Source organism: Tenggerimyces flavus (assembly GCF_016907715.1).
GTDB lineage: Bacteria > Actinomycetota > Actinomycetes > Propionibacteriales > Actinopolymorphaceae > Tenggerimyces > Tenggerimyces flavus.
On sequence record NZ_JAFBCM010000001.1, the window covers coordinates 1,529,246 to 1,542,656 of the forward strand.

At 67.5% G+C, this 13,411-nt stretch carries 13 protein-coding genes, 1 tRNA gene and 1 pseudogene; 6 read left to right on the forward strand and 9 right to left on the reverse strand.

Features of this window, described 5'->3' with window-relative positions:
• Positions 1–254: 254 nt before the first annotated feature.
• Positions 255–599: pseudogene (locus tag JOD67_RS39910) on the forward strand (helix-turn-helix domain-containing protein); the annotation flags it as partial.
• Positions 600–605: 6 nt separating this feature from the next.
• Positions 606–1,187, forward strand: coding sequence for a transposase family protein (locus tag JOD67_RS39915; RefSeq protein WP_372442361.1), 582 nt, complete (start codon positions 606–608; stop codon positions 1,185–1,187).
• A gap of 146 nt (positions 1,188–1,333) precedes the next feature.
• Here JOD67_RS39915 and JOD67_RS07090 read toward each other — a convergent pair whose 3' ends face one another.
• Entirely contained in the window at positions 1,334–2,800 is a 1,467-nt protein-coding gene (locus tag JOD67_RS07090) for an SDR family oxidoreductase (protein ID WP_205116402.1), read from the reverse strand.
• A gap of 148 nt (positions 2,801–2,948) precedes the next feature.
• On the opposite strand from JOD67_RS07090, the gene idi reads away from it, so the two are divergent.
• Positions 2,949–3,569, forward strand: coding sequence for an isopentenyl-diphosphate Delta-isomerase (gene idi / locus JOD67_RS07095; RefSeq protein WP_205116404.1), 621 nt, complete (start codon positions 2,949–2,951; stop codon positions 3,567–3,569).
• A 68-nt stretch (positions 3,570–3,637) separates the two neighbouring features.
• Here idi and JOD67_RS07100 read toward each other — a convergent pair.
• The 3 genes from JOD67_RS07100 to JOD67_RS07110 all read right to left on the reverse strand — a co-directional run bounded on the left by JOD67_RS07100 (position 3,638) and on the right by JOD67_RS07110 (position 6,763).
• A tRNA-Arg gene (locus tag JOD67_RS07100) sits at positions 3,638–3,710 on the reverse strand.
• A gap of 57 nt (positions 3,711–3,767) precedes the next feature.
• Positions 3,768–4,766: a TAXI family TRAP transporter solute-binding subunit gene (locus JOD67_RS07105; protein ID WP_205116406.1), complete on the reverse strand. Its 999-nt coding sequence runs from the start codon at positions 4,764–4,766 to the stop codon at positions 3,768–3,770.
• Entirely contained in the window at positions 4,763–6,763 is a 2,001-nt protein-coding gene (locus JOD67_RS07110; RefSeq protein WP_205116408.1) for a TRAP transporter permease, read from the reverse strand. The genes JOD67_RS07105 and JOD67_RS07110 overlap by 4 nt, the downstream gene beginning before the upstream one ends.
• 107 nt (positions 6,764–6,870) lie before the next feature.
• On the opposite strand from JOD67_RS07110, the gene JOD67_RS07115 reads away from it, so the two are divergent.
• A complete protein-coding gene (locus tag JOD67_RS07115) occupies positions 6,871–8,547 on the forward strand; it encodes an FAD-binding oxidoreductase (RefSeq protein ID WP_307782302.1) in 1,677 nt (558 codons plus the stop codon).
• 160 nt (positions 8,548–8,707) lie between these two features.
• Here the strand turns inward: JOD67_RS07115 and JOD67_RS07120 are convergent, their stop codons facing one another.
• Positions 8,708–9,241, reverse strand: a complete 534-nt coding sequence (locus JOD67_RS07120) for a CGNR zinc finger domain-containing protein (RefSeq protein WP_307782303.1) — start codon at positions 9,239–9,241, stop codon at positions 8,708–8,710.
• Between the two features lie 105 nt (positions 9,242–9,346).
• On the opposite strand from JOD67_RS07120, the gene JOD67_RS07125 reads away from it, so the two are divergent.
• Positions 9,347–10,552, forward strand: coding sequence for an MFS transporter (locus tag JOD67_RS07125; protein WP_205116412.1), 1,206 nt, complete (start codon positions 9,347–9,349; stop codon positions 10,550–10,552).
• Positions 10,553–10,562: 10 nt separating this feature from the next.
• Positions 10,563–11,156 (forward strand): hypothetical protein, encoded by a 594-nt coding sequence (locus JOD67_RS07130; protein ID WP_205116414.1) that lies wholly within the window; start codon positions 10,563–10,565, stop codon positions 11,154–11,156.
• Positions 11,157–11,197: 41 nt separating this feature from the next.
• Here the strand turns inward: JOD67_RS07130 and JOD67_RS07135 are convergent, their stop codons facing one another.
• The 4 genes from JOD67_RS07135 to JOD67_RS07150 all read right to left on the reverse strand — a co-directional run bounded on the left by JOD67_RS07135 (position 11,198) and on the right by JOD67_RS07150 (position 13,215).
• A complete protein-coding gene (locus JOD67_RS07135; protein ID WP_205116416.1) occupies positions 11,198–11,416 on the reverse strand; it encodes a zinc finger domain-containing protein in 219 nt (72 codons plus the stop codon).
• Positions 11,417–11,419: 3 nt separating this feature from the next.
• A complete protein-coding gene (locus JOD67_RS07140; protein WP_205116418.1) occupies positions 11,420–11,737 on the reverse strand; it encodes a hypothetical protein in 318 nt (105 codons plus the stop codon).
• Between the two features lie 414 nt (positions 11,738–12,151).
• Positions 12,152–12,355 (reverse strand): DUF397 domain-containing protein, encoded by a 204-nt coding sequence (locus JOD67_RS07145; RefSeq protein ID WP_205116420.1) that lies wholly within the window; start codon positions 12,353–12,355, stop codon positions 12,152–12,154.
• Positions 12,356–12,360: 5 nt separating this feature from the next.
• Positions 12,361–13,215, reverse strand: coding sequence for a helix-turn-helix domain-containing protein (locus JOD67_RS07150; RefSeq protein WP_205116422.1), 855 nt, complete (start codon positions 13,213–13,215; stop codon positions 12,361–12,363).
• Positions 13,216–13,411: the final 196 nt, after the last annotated feature.

A 13,411-nucleotide genomic window follows, 5' to 3' on the forward strand; every position in this document is an offset into this window, starting at 1 on the left:
CAGGCTACTAGTTCGAACGACCCCTGCCCGAAAACCGCCCGACCACTGGATCGAAGTGGACGGCTATCAGGAGCACTAGCTTCGATCTTCATCTGGCGGTGGGTTCGTCCGGTCCGGGCCAGACCTGGGGCCAATGATCATGTTTACATGATCATTGAGCCTTTTTCATCGTGGCGGCGTGGTGGCGGGTGTGGTGAGGCCCTCTTCGGTAGAAGTGCGATCGCCAAGATCAACTTCAAGCCGAAGAGGGCCTCATGCTGAGATATCCTGCCACCCTTCCGGGTCTGTCCACCGTCCAGCTGTGCTATCTGGCGAAGCTGCTGCGGGCTCATCGCCAGCGGATCGGGTCGAGGTGGCGCAAGCTGTCGCCGGGCCGGCAGGCGTTGCTGGTGTTGGCGTATCTGCGCAAGAACGAGACATACGAGGCGTTGGCGGCCGGGTTCGGGATCGGCGTGGCAACGGCGTGGCGCTATATCCAGGAAGCGGTCCGGCTGCTCGCCGATCAGGCACCCACACTGGTCGAGGCGTGCTGGCAGCTGGCCTGGTCGGGGTCGAACTTCGCGTTCGCCGATGGCACCGCGGTGCCGATCGACCGGGTCCGTGGAGTGCCCGACCCGCACCGAGCCTCGGCCTGGACCGGCAGCGCCGCCAAAGCCCAGGCCAGAGCCAAAGCCGAACGGCAACGACGCGCCCGACAAGCCGGGAGAGTGCTCAACCCAGCCGCTGACGCCGCCCGCGAAACAGCCCGGCGTGCGGACCTGAACCGGCTGTACTTCTCCGGCAAACACAAACGCCACACCGTCAACCTGCAAGCCCTCGTCAACCCCCACGGCCAGCTGGTGTGGATCTCCGACGGACTACCCGGCTCGGTCCAAGATCTCCACGCCGCCCGCACCCACGGCGTCATCGACATGTGCGAACGCGCAGAACTCACCCTGCTCTGCGACCTCGGCTACACCGGCTCCGACAGCCCCCGCGTACTCACCGGCTACAAACGCCCCAAGACCCGAACCCTCGCACCCGCCTACCGCGACGCCAACCGAGCCCTGGCCTCCATCCGCGCCCGCTGCGAACACGGCTTCGCACCCTTCAAACACTGGCGCATCCTGCACCGCCATCGCAGCTGCCCACGCAAAACCGGCACCATCGCCAAAGCCATCCACGCACTCATGACCCGACCAGGATGAAAAAGGCTCATTGACCGCTTTACGTGGGGTGGACGCCAGGTAGAGGGGGCACTGGCCGGGTAAGGCGACCACGACACTTCACCCACGAAGTACCTTCCCACTCAGATCACACGAGACGTCGCCCTCCAACACCCAAATTCCCGAGGCTAGGCCGGCGTGTGCTCGGTCGGTTGGTGCTCGGCGGTGCCGGTGATGTTGCGTGCCATCCCGCCGAAGACAGCATGGTGGAACGGGGCGATGGCCTTCCAGTACAGGTGACCGGCGAGTCCGTGCGGCTCGAAGATGGCGCGCTGCCGGTACGTTGCGCCGCCATCGTCGGCCCGATGCACCGACAGCTCCAGCCAGGCTTTGCCGGGCAGTCGCATCTCGGCACGGAGCCGGAGCAGCTGAGGCCGTTCGAGGTGTTCGACCCGCCACCAGTCCAACGCCTCACCGACATGAAGGCTGCGTGGGTCGCGTCGTCCGCGCCGCAGGCCAGCACCACCGGCAAGTCGGTCGATCCAGCCGCGTACAGACCAGGCCAGCGGGAAGGAGTACCAGCCGTGCTCGCCACCGATGGACTCGATGATCTGCCACAACGTTGCTGGATCGGCGGTGGTGTGCAGTTCACGGATGTCGGTGTAGACGGTGCCGCCCGCCCACTCGGGGTCGGTGGGCAACGGATCTGACGGCGCGCCCGCGTCAGACCAGCGGGTGGGCACATCGGCGCTCCGGATCCGGGTGAGCGCCAGTTCGATCGCCCGCTCGAGGTGCAGCAGTCCCTGAGCGGGGTCCGGGACATGGGTGGCGATGTCGTGGTCGTGGCAGACCACCTCGTGCACGAGCGAGGCGATCAGCGGCATGGCGATGCTGCGCGGGACTGGTGTGACCAGGTTGACCCAGTGAGAAGACAGCCACGGGGTGAGCACCGGCACCGGTACGACGATCCGTCGTGGGAGCTCGGCAACGACGGCGTAGCGGCGCATCATCTCGAGGTAGGTCAGTACGTCTGGGCCGCCGATGTCGAATCCGCGGTTGAGGTGGGCCGGTAGGGTCGCCGCCGCGGTCAGGTAGTGCAGGACGTCGCGGACCGCGATGGGTTGGATCCGGTTGTGCACCCAGCGCGGGGTGATCATGGCTGGAAGTCGTTCGGTGAGGTAACGCAGCATCTCGAAGCTCGCTGACCCCGAGCCGATGATGATCGCCGCGCGGAGAACGATCGTGGGCACGCCAGAACTCAGCAGGATCTCGCCCACTTCGGCGCGCGAGGCCAGGTGAGGCGACAAGTCGCCCGTGTCCGGGGTGATGCCACCGAGATAGATGATGCGCCGAACACCAGCCGACTTCGCCGCGGCGGCGACGACTATCGCAGCCTTCCGGTCGATCTCCACAAAGTCGCTCTGGTGCAGGGAATGCACCAGATAGTAGACGACCTCCTGGCCGTCCACCGCGGTGGCGACCGCCGCGGAATCGGTGACGTCTGCGGTGGTGACATCGACACGTTGTCGCCAAGGGACGTCGGCCAACTTGCCCACGTCGCGAGCCACCACTCTCACCTCATGGCCGGCGTCGAGCAGCTCGGGCACCAGCCGCCCGCCGATGTAGCCCGTCGCTCCGAACACCACGCACCGCATGCCCTCGAGCCTGCCCCGATCGGGACCAAACAATCACCTCTGCGGATGCATCCGCAGAGGTGCTCTGTCGCGAAGTATCAATGGAGGAGGTCCGGGTGGGTGGGCTGTCCGGACAGTCCGAGAAGAGCCCGGGGGCAGAGGAGGACGGATGTCGCGGCAAGCACAACCGAGCGGATACGAACGTGTGGTGTTGCTGGCAGACGATGACGATGTGCCGATCGGAACAGCCGACAAGGCCACGGTCCATCACGCGACGACACCACGCCATCGGGGCTTCTCTTGTTATGTCATGGACGCCGCCGACCGAGTTCTCGTGACTCGCCGGTCGCTGACCAAGCGGACGTGGCCAGGGGTCTGGTCCAACTCGTTCTGCGGACATCCCGCGCCGGGTGAGCCGTACGAGCACGCGGTACACCGCCGAGCGGCAGACGAGCTCGGTCTGGTCCTTCTCGAGCTGCGATGCGTTCTTCCCTCGTTCCGCTACACCGCCACCGACCCTTCGGGGATCGTCGAGAACGAGCACTGTCCGGTGTACGTGGCCAAGACCGCCTCCACTCCGCTGGCGGATCCTGACGAGGTAGGTGAACTGGCCTGGACCACGGGAGACGCCCTCTTGGGTCTCGTCCAGCAGACCCCCTGGGCCATCACACCCTGGGCAGCGCTCCAGGTCCCACTCCTCGCCGCGGACTTCGGCCCTTCCGACCCCGTCCCGGACAGCCGGCATCCCGATCGAGGCGTGGATCCTGCAGCGGAAGCGGCGCTGAGGTGAAAGACAGCCCGAGTAACGATCTCTCACGAAGCGTGACCAACAAGGCTGTGACCTGCAGAAACGTAGTGCGCGCTCGAAGGGATTCGAACCCCTAACCTTCTGATCCGTAGTCAGATGCTCTATCCGTTGAGCTACGAGCGCTAGGCAGAGACGAGTGTAGCGTCCGTGCCGCGGAGAACCGAATCGGGTTTCCGATCCCTACTTGGCGCCCAGGCCGTCGAGGGCCTTCGTCGCGCCTGGGTTGAGGGGGATGGGGTCGGTCTTGCGGGCCGTGTCCAGCGAGATGTCCTTGGCTGCCGCGTTGACCTTCTCGAGCTCCGCGCGCTGGTCGAAGATCAGCTTCACCAGCTGCTCCGCGAGCGCCTCGTCGAAGCCCTTCTTCACCACCAGGACGTTCGGCACCACGATGGTCGGTACGTCCGCCGGCTGGCCGTACGTGGCGGCGGGGATCGAGCCGGCTTCGTAGATCGGGCCGTTCGCCGACTGCAGAGGCGACAGTAGCGAGGAGAGGTCGAGGAACTTGACCTTGTCCTTCAGCGATGTCGTCACGTCGGTGATCCCGCCTGTCGGGAGGCCGCCGGACCAGAACATCGCGTCGATCGTTCCGTCCTTGATCCCGTCCTGCGTCTCCGGCAGCCCCAGCCGCTGCGCCTGGACGTCCTTCGCCGGGTCCAGGCCCGCCGCGGTCAGCAGCCGGCGGGCGATGACCTCGGTGCCCGAGTTCGGCGACCCGGTCGACACGCGCTTGCCCTTCATGTCGGCCACCGAGTTGATCCCGGAGTCCGAACGGACCAGCACCTGGGTGTAGTTCGGGTACAGCCGCGTCAGCGCCTCGATCGGCTGGGGCGAGGTGAACGAGCCCTTGCCCTCCACGGCGTCCGAGGCGGTGTCCATCAACGAGAACGCCACCTGGTAGTTGCCCGCGACGATGCCCTGCACGTTCTGTACGGACGCGCCCGTCTCGCTCGCGGTCGCGCGGTAGCCCTCGATGTTCTTGTCGATCAGCTGCGCCAGCCCGCCGCCGAGCTGGTAGTAGACGCCGGTCGTGTTGCCGGTCGCGATCGTGATCCGCCCGCCACCGGCGCCCGCGGTGGACGTCGAGCCACCCGCTCCCTCCGGCCGGCGCTGTCCACCGCACGCGGCGAGGACGAGCGCGCAGACGACCAAGGCCACAGCAACGCGAACGACACTCCTCATCGACGCAGTCCCTTCCGAGCTAGGTGAATGGCCACCGCGACGACTAGTAGGCCGCCGCCGATCGCCATCGTGAGCGGAGCGAGGTACAGCAACAGTAGTGCCGCGCAGAACGCCAACACCCGTTCGACGACGCCAGCCGGGCCGACGATCCAGCCACCGGTCGCGATCGCCAACGCCGCAACGGCGACCAACGACACCGCGGTGGTCCAGAGCACCCCGAGGAACGGGCCCTGGCCCAGCAGGAACGCGCCGTTGTCGGTCAGGACGAACGCGAACGGCACCAGGAACGCCGGCAGCGAGTACTTCCACGCCGCCATCATCGTGCGCATCGGATGCCCGCCGGTGATCGCCGACGCCGCCACCGCGGCCAGCGCTGTCGGCGGCGACACCTCCGACAACACCGCGTAGTAGAAGACGAACATGTACGCCTCGGGCAGCGCCACGTTCAGATCCACCATCGCCGGCGCGATGATCACCGACGCGATGATGAACGAGGCCGTCACCGGCACCGCGAGTCCCAGCACCGACACGGCGATCGCCGAGAACAACGCCGTCAACACCAACACCAGCGTGGGATTGTCGCCGAAGAACGACGCGGTGTCGACGATGATCCCCGACAGCTTCAGCCCGAGCCCGGTCAGCGTGACCATCGCCACGATGATCCCCGCCGCCGCGCACACTGCCGCGATCGACAGCACGCCGCGCGTTCCCTGCGCCATCGCCTCGAACAGCCGCCGCGGCGTCAACCGGTGCTGAGGATCGAGGAACGACAGCAGGAACTGCAGGATCGTCGCGTACACCACGGCGCGGAACGGCGGGATCCCGAGCGCCATGAATCCCACGATGAGGAACAGCGAAAGGAAGTGATACCCGAAGCGCAACAGCAGCTTGACAGCCGACTGATCGGTGATGTCGACGGCCTTCGCGCCGTGCTTTCGCGCGTCGATCTCGATCGCGAGGATGATGCCGACGTAGTAGAGGATCGTCGGCACGATCGCGTACACGAGAACGGTGAGGTAGCTCGTTCGCAGCAGCTCGGCGATGATGAACGCCGCCGCGCCCAACGTCGGCGGCGACAGGATCGCGCCGATGCCGGCGGCCGCGAGGACGCCGCCCGCCTGGTCCTTCGGGTAGCCCGCGCGGCGCAGGATCGGCCACGCCACCGAGCCTAGTGAGACCGCGGTCGCCGTACCCGATCCCGACACGGTGCCGAGCAGGAAGCCGGCCAGCGTGACCGTACGTCCCGGCGCCGTCCGCGACCGCTTGAACGCCGCGAACGACAGGTCGATGAAGAACTTGCCCGCGCCGGACAGCTCCAGCACCGCGCCGTAGATCGTGAACAGCACGATGTACGTCGCCGCGACGCCCAACGGCGTACCGAAGAACCCGCTCGTACCGATGAACAGCTGCGCGATGATCGCGCTCGGGTCGAACCCGCTGTGCGCGAGCGACCAGGTGAGCGGCAGCCAGCCGCCGTAGTACGCGTACAGCAGGAAGCCGACGCAGATCGCCGGCAGCCACCAGCCGGTCGTCCGCCGGCACGCCTCGAGCACGACCAGCGTGAGCACGAGGCCGGCGACCAGGTCGAGCACGGTCGGGACCTGGTGCCGTTCGAGGAACGCGTCGAAGCCGAACAGCGGGTACGCGGCCGCGGCGAGCGAGACCGCGGCGAGGATCCAGTCGACGACCCTTGGGTTGTCGCGCCGGCCCTCGACTGGCTCGGTGTCCTTCGAGCGCCGCAGCCGGAAACCCGGACGGTAGGAGAGGAACGTGAGCGGCAGCACGATCGCGAGGAAGATCGTCAGGTAGTACTGGGTGCCCTTGGCCAGCGGGAAGAAGATCAGGAACAGCACGAGCAGGCTGGTCAGCGCGCACGCAGTCGCTACGCCCTTGCCGACCCAGCCGGAGAGCTGTCGCGCGGGACGTTCCTCGTCGTACTCGGCCAGGATCTGCTCGACGTCAGGGGTGGTGAGCGCCTTGTCGTCGCTCTGCGTCACAAACCCACCTCCCCGCCTCGCTTGATCACCTCACGCGATGGCAAAGCTAACCAGACACGTCCGGCGAAGAGGGAGTGTCTTGGACAGATCTGGAAGTCTTTGTTCCCGTGAACGACCTCGCGCATGCCGGCCTCGGGCCTCGCCCGTTCGCACGTTGGGCCGGCGCCGAACACGAGATCACGCCGACCCCGGAGGCGTTGGCGTGGCTGAACGGGCGACTCGGGGAGCTGACGCCGACTTCGCCCTCGGCCGTCGATGACGTCGCGGTGCCGGCGAGCGAACTGCCCAAGCCCACCAGGGACGCGCTCGCGGCGATCGTGGGCGCGGAGCACGTCGACTCCAGCGACGAGACGCGGCTCGCGCATGCGGGCGGGCAGTCGTACCGCGATGTGATGCGCCGGCGGTTGGCGCAGGACGTCGTGGTGCCCGACGCGGTGGTGCGGCCCGCGTCGCACGAGGAGGTCGTCGCCGTTCTCGCTGTCTGTCACCAGCATCGGATCGCGGTCGTGCCCTACGGCGGCGGCACGAGCGTGGTCGGCGGCGTCGAGCCTGTCCGTGCGCGCTGCTACGCGGTGGTGACGCTCGATCTGGCGCGGTTGGACGCGTTGATCGCGTTCGACCGGGTGTCGCGTACGGCGACCTTCGGGGCTGGCGTGTCCGGTCCGCGCGCCGAGGAGCTGCTTGCCGCGCACGGTTTCACGCTCGGCCATGTGCCGCAGAGCTTCCAGCGCGCGACGATCGGCGGGTACGCGGCGACGCGTTCGGCCGGGCAGGCTTCGGCGGGGTACGGGCGGTTCGACGACCTGGTGGTGACGACGCGCATCGCCACTCCTGTGGGCGATCTGCGGCTGGGGACGGGGACGCCGAACGCGGCTGGGCCCGATCTGCGCGCGCTGTTCGTGGGCTCGGAGGGCGCTTTCGGAGTCATCACGGAAGTTTCGGTGCGGGTACGTCCGGTACCGGCCGTGCGTTGGTACGAGATGTGGGCGCTTCCCTCGTTCTCCAGCGCGCTGAACGTGATGCGGACGTTGGTGCAGGACGGGCACTCGCCGGATCTGTTCCGGCTGTCCGACGAGCCCGAGACGGAGGTCGCGCTCGTTCTGCAGGGTCGCTCGACGGCACGGGCGGTGCGGTTGTTGAGTCGGCTGCGCGGGATCCGGAAGCCGGTTTTCCTGTTGTGTGGTTGGGAAGGCGGCTCGGAGTCGGTGGACCACCGCCGCAGGCTGGTGGCGCCGTTGTTGAAGAAGGCACGGGGCGTGTCGCTCGGCCGAAAGGCCGGCGAGTCGTGGCGGCGGCATCGGTTCAACGGGCCGTTGCAACGAGACGTGCTGCTGGATCTCGGCGTACTGGTGGAGACGTTGGAGACCGCGACCACGTGGACGAAACTGCTCGACCTGTACGACGGCGTGCGGACGGCGCTGGTCGAATCTCTCACTGTGGAAGGCGTGGCGCCGATCGTGATGGCGCACGTGTCGCACGTGTACCCGACCGGGGCGTCGTTGTACTTCACGGTGATGGGCCGGCAGGAGGCGGACGGGATCTCTCAATGGGGTAAGGCGAAAGCCGCCGCCTCGCTGGCGATCGTCGACGTCGGCGCGACGATCACGCACCACCATGCCGTGGGTCGCGACCACGCGCCGTACTTGGAGGCGGAGGTCGGCGAGGTGGGGATGAAGCTCCTCGAGGCGACGAAGAACCTCCTCGACCCGCACGGCATCCTCAACCCCGGCGTCCTCGTTCCCGCGCCCACCCCGATCCCGCCACCGCCCCGGCGAGCCAGCTAGCCCTGATCTTTCGTCCAGCGGTGGGTTCGACCGGTCCGGCCCCTCCCCGTCCTGGGGCCAATGATCATGTAAACGTGATCAGCGGCCGCTTTACGTGGGGTGGACGCCAGGTAATGGGGCCACTGGCCGGGTAAGGCGACCACGACGCTGAAACCCGAGGCTAGCCCTGGCGGGCGCGGTGGGCGGCGGCCTTGACCCTGCTCTGGCACTGCGGTGAGCAGAACCGGCGCTGGCCGTTGCGGGAAACGTCGACGAAGACGCGGTCGCAGTACGGTGCCGCGCAGACTCCGAGGCGGCCGGCGAGGCCGGTGCCCAGGGCGAGAGCGAGACCGGCCGCGCAGCCTGCGGCCCAGCCGTTGACGAGTCCGTCGTCCGGGCCGTGGAAGTGCAGGCTCCAGCCGTCGGCTCGCCGGTCGAGCTGCGGTCGCGCCCTGGTGTCGACGAGCAGGGCGTTCACCTCGTCGGCGGCTCGGTCGAGCTCGCCGCTGTGGGCCGCCTCGAAGACGATCCGCATGCGGCCCGCGAGCTCGGTGAGGCGCCGCGCGTCTTCAGTACGTACGGACGGTCGCGGGTAGCCGATGGCGGCCAACGACTCCGCGACGGCCCGCGCCTCGTCGGCTGGTCCGTCGAACGCGGCGCCTCCCGCGTAGCCGGGCGTCAGCCTGTTCACGTACTCGACCGATGCCGCCAGCACGTTCCGCGCATGACTATCAAAAGACACTTGACCGGTCACTAGATCTCTCCGTAAGGTCGACCGTGACCGATCATAGCTACTTAGACAGTCATGGAGGTGTGCCCGGTGGGTGCAGCGGCGACCCTGGTCGCGCCGTGGCGTGGGCTGTCCCCGGCGGTGTGGATCCTGGTCGCGGCGCGCACGGTCAACCGGGTCGGCGCGTTCACGTTGCCGTTTCTCGGGGTCGTGCTGACCGTCGAGTTCGGCGCGTCCCTCGGACAGGCGGGCTTGGTCCTGGCGTTGTTCGGTGCCGCCACGATTCCGTCCCGCCTGCTCGGCGGTCGGCTGGCCGATCGGCTGGGCCGTCGCCGTACGATCGTGCTCGGCCTGACCGGCTGCGCGGTCGCGCAAGCCTGGATCGCGCTGAGCTCGTCGCTCTGGTCGGCGGTCCTCGCGACCGCGCTGCTCGGTTTGGTCTTCGAGATCTACGAACCGCCCAGCCAGGCGATGATCGCCGACGTCACCGAGCCTGATCGGCGACCGGCGGCGTACGGCCTCTACAGCGCGGCGCTGGCGGCGGCCGGCGTTCTGGCCGGCCTGCTCGCCGCGGCGATCAGCCACGTCGACCTGCGCTGGCTCTTCGTCGCCGACGCTTTCACCTGCCTCGCCTGCGCGGTGCTGGTCGCGCTCGCACTTCCCACCGGAGAACAGGCTGCGCCCCAGGAAGCCCGAGTCACGGTGTGGCGCGATGGCCGTCTTCTGCTGCTGCTCGCGAGCGGCACGATCTTCGCGACTCTCTACATGCAGCTGGTGATCGGGCTTCCGCTGACGCTGCTCGAGGAAGGCCTGACGCCGTCTGGCTTCGGCATCATCCTCGCCGTCTCGGCGGTGGTCCTGATCGTGGCCCAACGACTGGTTCGCCCGCAGCGCCTCGACGACTTCGCGTCGATCGCCATCGGCTACGTACTCCTCGGCGTCGGGTTGCTGATCAGCGCGTTCGCGCAGAGCCTCGCGATCTTCCTGTTGGCTACGGTGTTCTGGAGCCTCGGTGACCTGTTCCTCCTGACGCGGTACCTCACCCAGGCATCAGGCCTGGCGCCCGACCACGCCCGTGGCCGGTACCTCGCCGTCTTCGGCCTCAGCTGGGGCATCGCGACGATGATCGCGCCCATCACTGTCACCAAGCTCCTGGAGCTCGCCGGCCCCAAAGGCCTCTGGCTCACCAGCGCGGCGCTCGCGGTCGTGCTTGCGATTCTCCAACCCTGGTTCAGGAAACGACTGACTCGCGTCCCGGCGAGCTGCCCGACCGATCGAAGGGCAGCCCTCAACTAGGATCTACGCCGTGGAAGAGAGACAGATCCCGGTCGTCACGGTTTCGCTTCCGACCTACACCATCACCGAGCCGCCGGACATCGAAGCCATCGGGCCTGTCATCGACGAGGTCGTCTGCGCGAACTTCGGCCAGGCCGACGAGCGGATCCTTGCCCTCCGCGGCGTCAGCCTGATCGACCACCCGGGCCACACGCACGACTCGTTGGCTGAGGTGATCCTCGCGACGGGAGTGGACCGATACGACCCGGAGCGAGTAGGCCCAACCGACGCGGGCTATGCGGCGTACGGAGTCGAGCTGCACGTCGGCCACTGCGCGGTTTCGGCAACCTCCCTGCGCACGCTGTGGGCAAAGTCCCCGACGTTCCATGGCACGATCTCGCCGTCGGTGTTCGCCAAGTGGGCGAGCGACTTCTACCAGGGACCGCCCGTGGACCGCGGCGGCGTGCCGCTGAGGATCGACCTGATCACCATCTACGACCCCGCCCACCTCGAGGGCATCCAGATCCCCTTCCACGGCGACGAGAAACCCCCGTACTCAGCCTGCCGCTTCAAGTACCCGGACCGCCGCCGGGACGCGTTGCTCGGCCTGGTCAAGATCCTCTGACGAGCTAGCAGGCCACGACGCGGGCGGATTCCTCAAGCCGGTCAGGCGAAGAGGGCGGCGCGGATGGTTTGGCGTGCGGTGGTGCCGTCGTTGGCCACGACGCCGGCTTGGCGGAGGCGGACGGTGTGTTGGCGGGTGAGGTCGGTGATCTCTTTGCCGCCTGCTGTGGTGCACCGCGATCCGCGGTACGAACCGCAGAGCGGGCACTCGGACAGCAGTACTCGTTGCACGATCTCAGGTAGGTCGTCGCGCCGAATCATGTCTCACGCTCTCCTTTGGGCATGGGCACGCTCATGACGCGCGCGGGTCGGGTCTGCGGGGGTGGGGAGTTCGCGCCGTACGTCGTGGGCGGACCAGTTCACCGACGCGGCATCGAAGCGCTCCGCTCGGAACTGCTCCAGATCTGCGACCGGCACGCTCAACCAGACGCTCGAACCAATGGCGCTGCGGTGGTCGTACCGAGGACTGTCGAGCGCGACCTTGCGAACCCAGCGCCCGTTCAGCGTGCGGCACCACACCAGCTCCCCGGCGGTGATCGCCGGAATCTGGCCCTCGAAGGGCTCCTCGCGTCGCGCTCTCATCGACGACCTCGCCGCTGAGTAGGGGCAAACCCATACACGCTCACACCATCCACGTCGTGAATGACGGTCATCGGCCGGCCCGGCCTCCCCGCATAGTTCGCTCTTGACGTATTGCGAACACCCGGCGGCCGGGGGTCCGGCCGCCGAGCTCAGTTCCGTGATCGCAAAGCCCCGAACGGGAATCTGTGAATCACACATAGGGAAGCATAGAACGTGATCTACAGCCGGCGCAACGCGCCGGAGCCGTGAGTTCTGTCTGTGTCACCAATGGGACGGAAAGGCCCGTGGTCTGGCCTGTACTCTGCGTCACCGCCGACGGTAAGGTGGCCAGGGCGCACCTCGAGACAGGGGCGACATAAAGCGATCCCCCGGGCCGTACTCCCGGGGGATCGCTGTTCTTGTCGCATCGACCTCTCAGAGGTCGTAGCGGCCGTCCTTCACGTCGGCGAGGAACGCGCCGAACGCGGCTCGGTCGACGACGTGCGCGCCGAGGGACGGGTCCTTGCTGTCGCGTACCGCGGTCACTCCATCGAGGTTGGCCGCGATCTCCACACAACCAGAGCCGCTTCCGCTGCTCTTGGTCGACTTACGCCATTCTGCTCGAGACAGGTCGGTCATTCGGATCACTCCAATGTTTCGGCTAGCTTCTTGAGGAAGGCGATGGTCCCCACGGGATCCGTCGCCGCCTCCTGGATCCGGCGGAACGATTCGATCTGGATGAGTACCTCCTTCTGATCGGGCACGAGGCGCATGGACAGATCGTCTTCGAGGAAGACGATGCTGGGATCGGGGCTCGCGAACTCGAAGAGGTTGATCCCGCCCGTCGACATGCCCGCGTGTGGACCGTCGGCGAAACGGAGGACCCTGATATCGATGTGCGGCATCCGGGCGAACTCGACCAGGTGCTCAACCTGTGCACGGCGTTCGGCTGGCGTTCCCCAGTGGTACAGCAGCGACCCCTCGGTCAGCACTGCGGCGAACTCCGGCGCGGTGCCGTCGGTGCGCTCGAGAATCTCCTGCCGGCGCAGGCGAGACCGGATCGCGCGGCTGCGCCAGGCCGACGTCTTCACGCCGCGGCGCATCAAGGACTCCATGTACGAAGGCGTCTGCAGCAGGCCGGGGATGACCAGCGAGACGTAGGAGCCGATCCGCGCCGCGTCCGCCTCGTAGCCGGCGAACTCGTTGTCGAAGACGTCGCTCAGCTCTCGCCACCAGGCGCGGTTGCGGGCCAGTGAGGCGAGGTCCACGAGCTCGGTCTGCTCCTCCTCCGTCGCCTTGTAGAAGCGGAGCAGGTCGCGGATGTCGGAGAGCTCTGGCCGTACCCAGACGTTCGCCTCGAACCGGCCGACCTTGCCGCGGCCCCAGCCCAACCGGTCGCAGACCTGGTTGGCGGTGTAGCCGCGGTCGACCCTGAGCTCACCCAGCCGACGGGCGAGTCGGAGCTTGGCAATGGTCGCGCCACGTGCGTGGTCGTTCATGCCAGACCTCCCTCAGCGAGCGTGGGCACAGTCGTCCCATGAGCCGCCGAGTTCCTATGATGGCTGCTCAACTTGTGAATCACAAGCCTCCAGGGCACTCTTCGTATCCAATGTTTCTGTTCGTCCGATCCTGCCCAGCCAGGGTCAGCGAGGGTTCGACCGGGGTACGCCCCACCTGCGATCCTGTGGGCAGCCC

Coding starts and splice junctions, on each gene's coding strand:
- JOD67_RS07090 (WP_205116402.1), bottom strand. CDS start 2,800: ATGCGGTGCGTGGTGTTCGGAGCGACGGGCTACATCGGCGGGCGGCTG.
- idi (WP_205116404.1), top strand. CDS start 2,949: ATGTCGCGGCAAGCACAACCGAGCGGATACGAACGTGTGGTGTTGCTG.
- JOD67_RS07105 (WP_205116406.1), bottom strand. CDS start 4,766: ATGAGGAGTGTCGTTCGCGTTGCTGTGGCCTTGGTCGTCTGCGCGCTC.
- JOD67_RS07135 (WP_205116416.1), bottom strand. CDS start 11,416: ATGATTCGGCGCGACGACCTACCTGAGATCGTGCAACGAGTACTGCTG.
- JOD67_RS07140 (WP_205116418.1), bottom strand. CDS start 11,737: ATGAGAGCGCGACGCGAGGAGCCCTTCGAGGGCCAGATTCCGGCGATC.
- JOD67_RS07145 (WP_205116420.1), bottom strand. CDS start 12,355: ATGACCGACCTGTCTCGAGCAGAATGGCGTAAGTCGACCAAGAGCAGC.
- JOD67_RS07150 (WP_205116422.1), bottom strand. CDS start 13,215: ATGAACGACCACGCACGTGGCGCGACCATTGCCAAGCTCCGACTCGCC.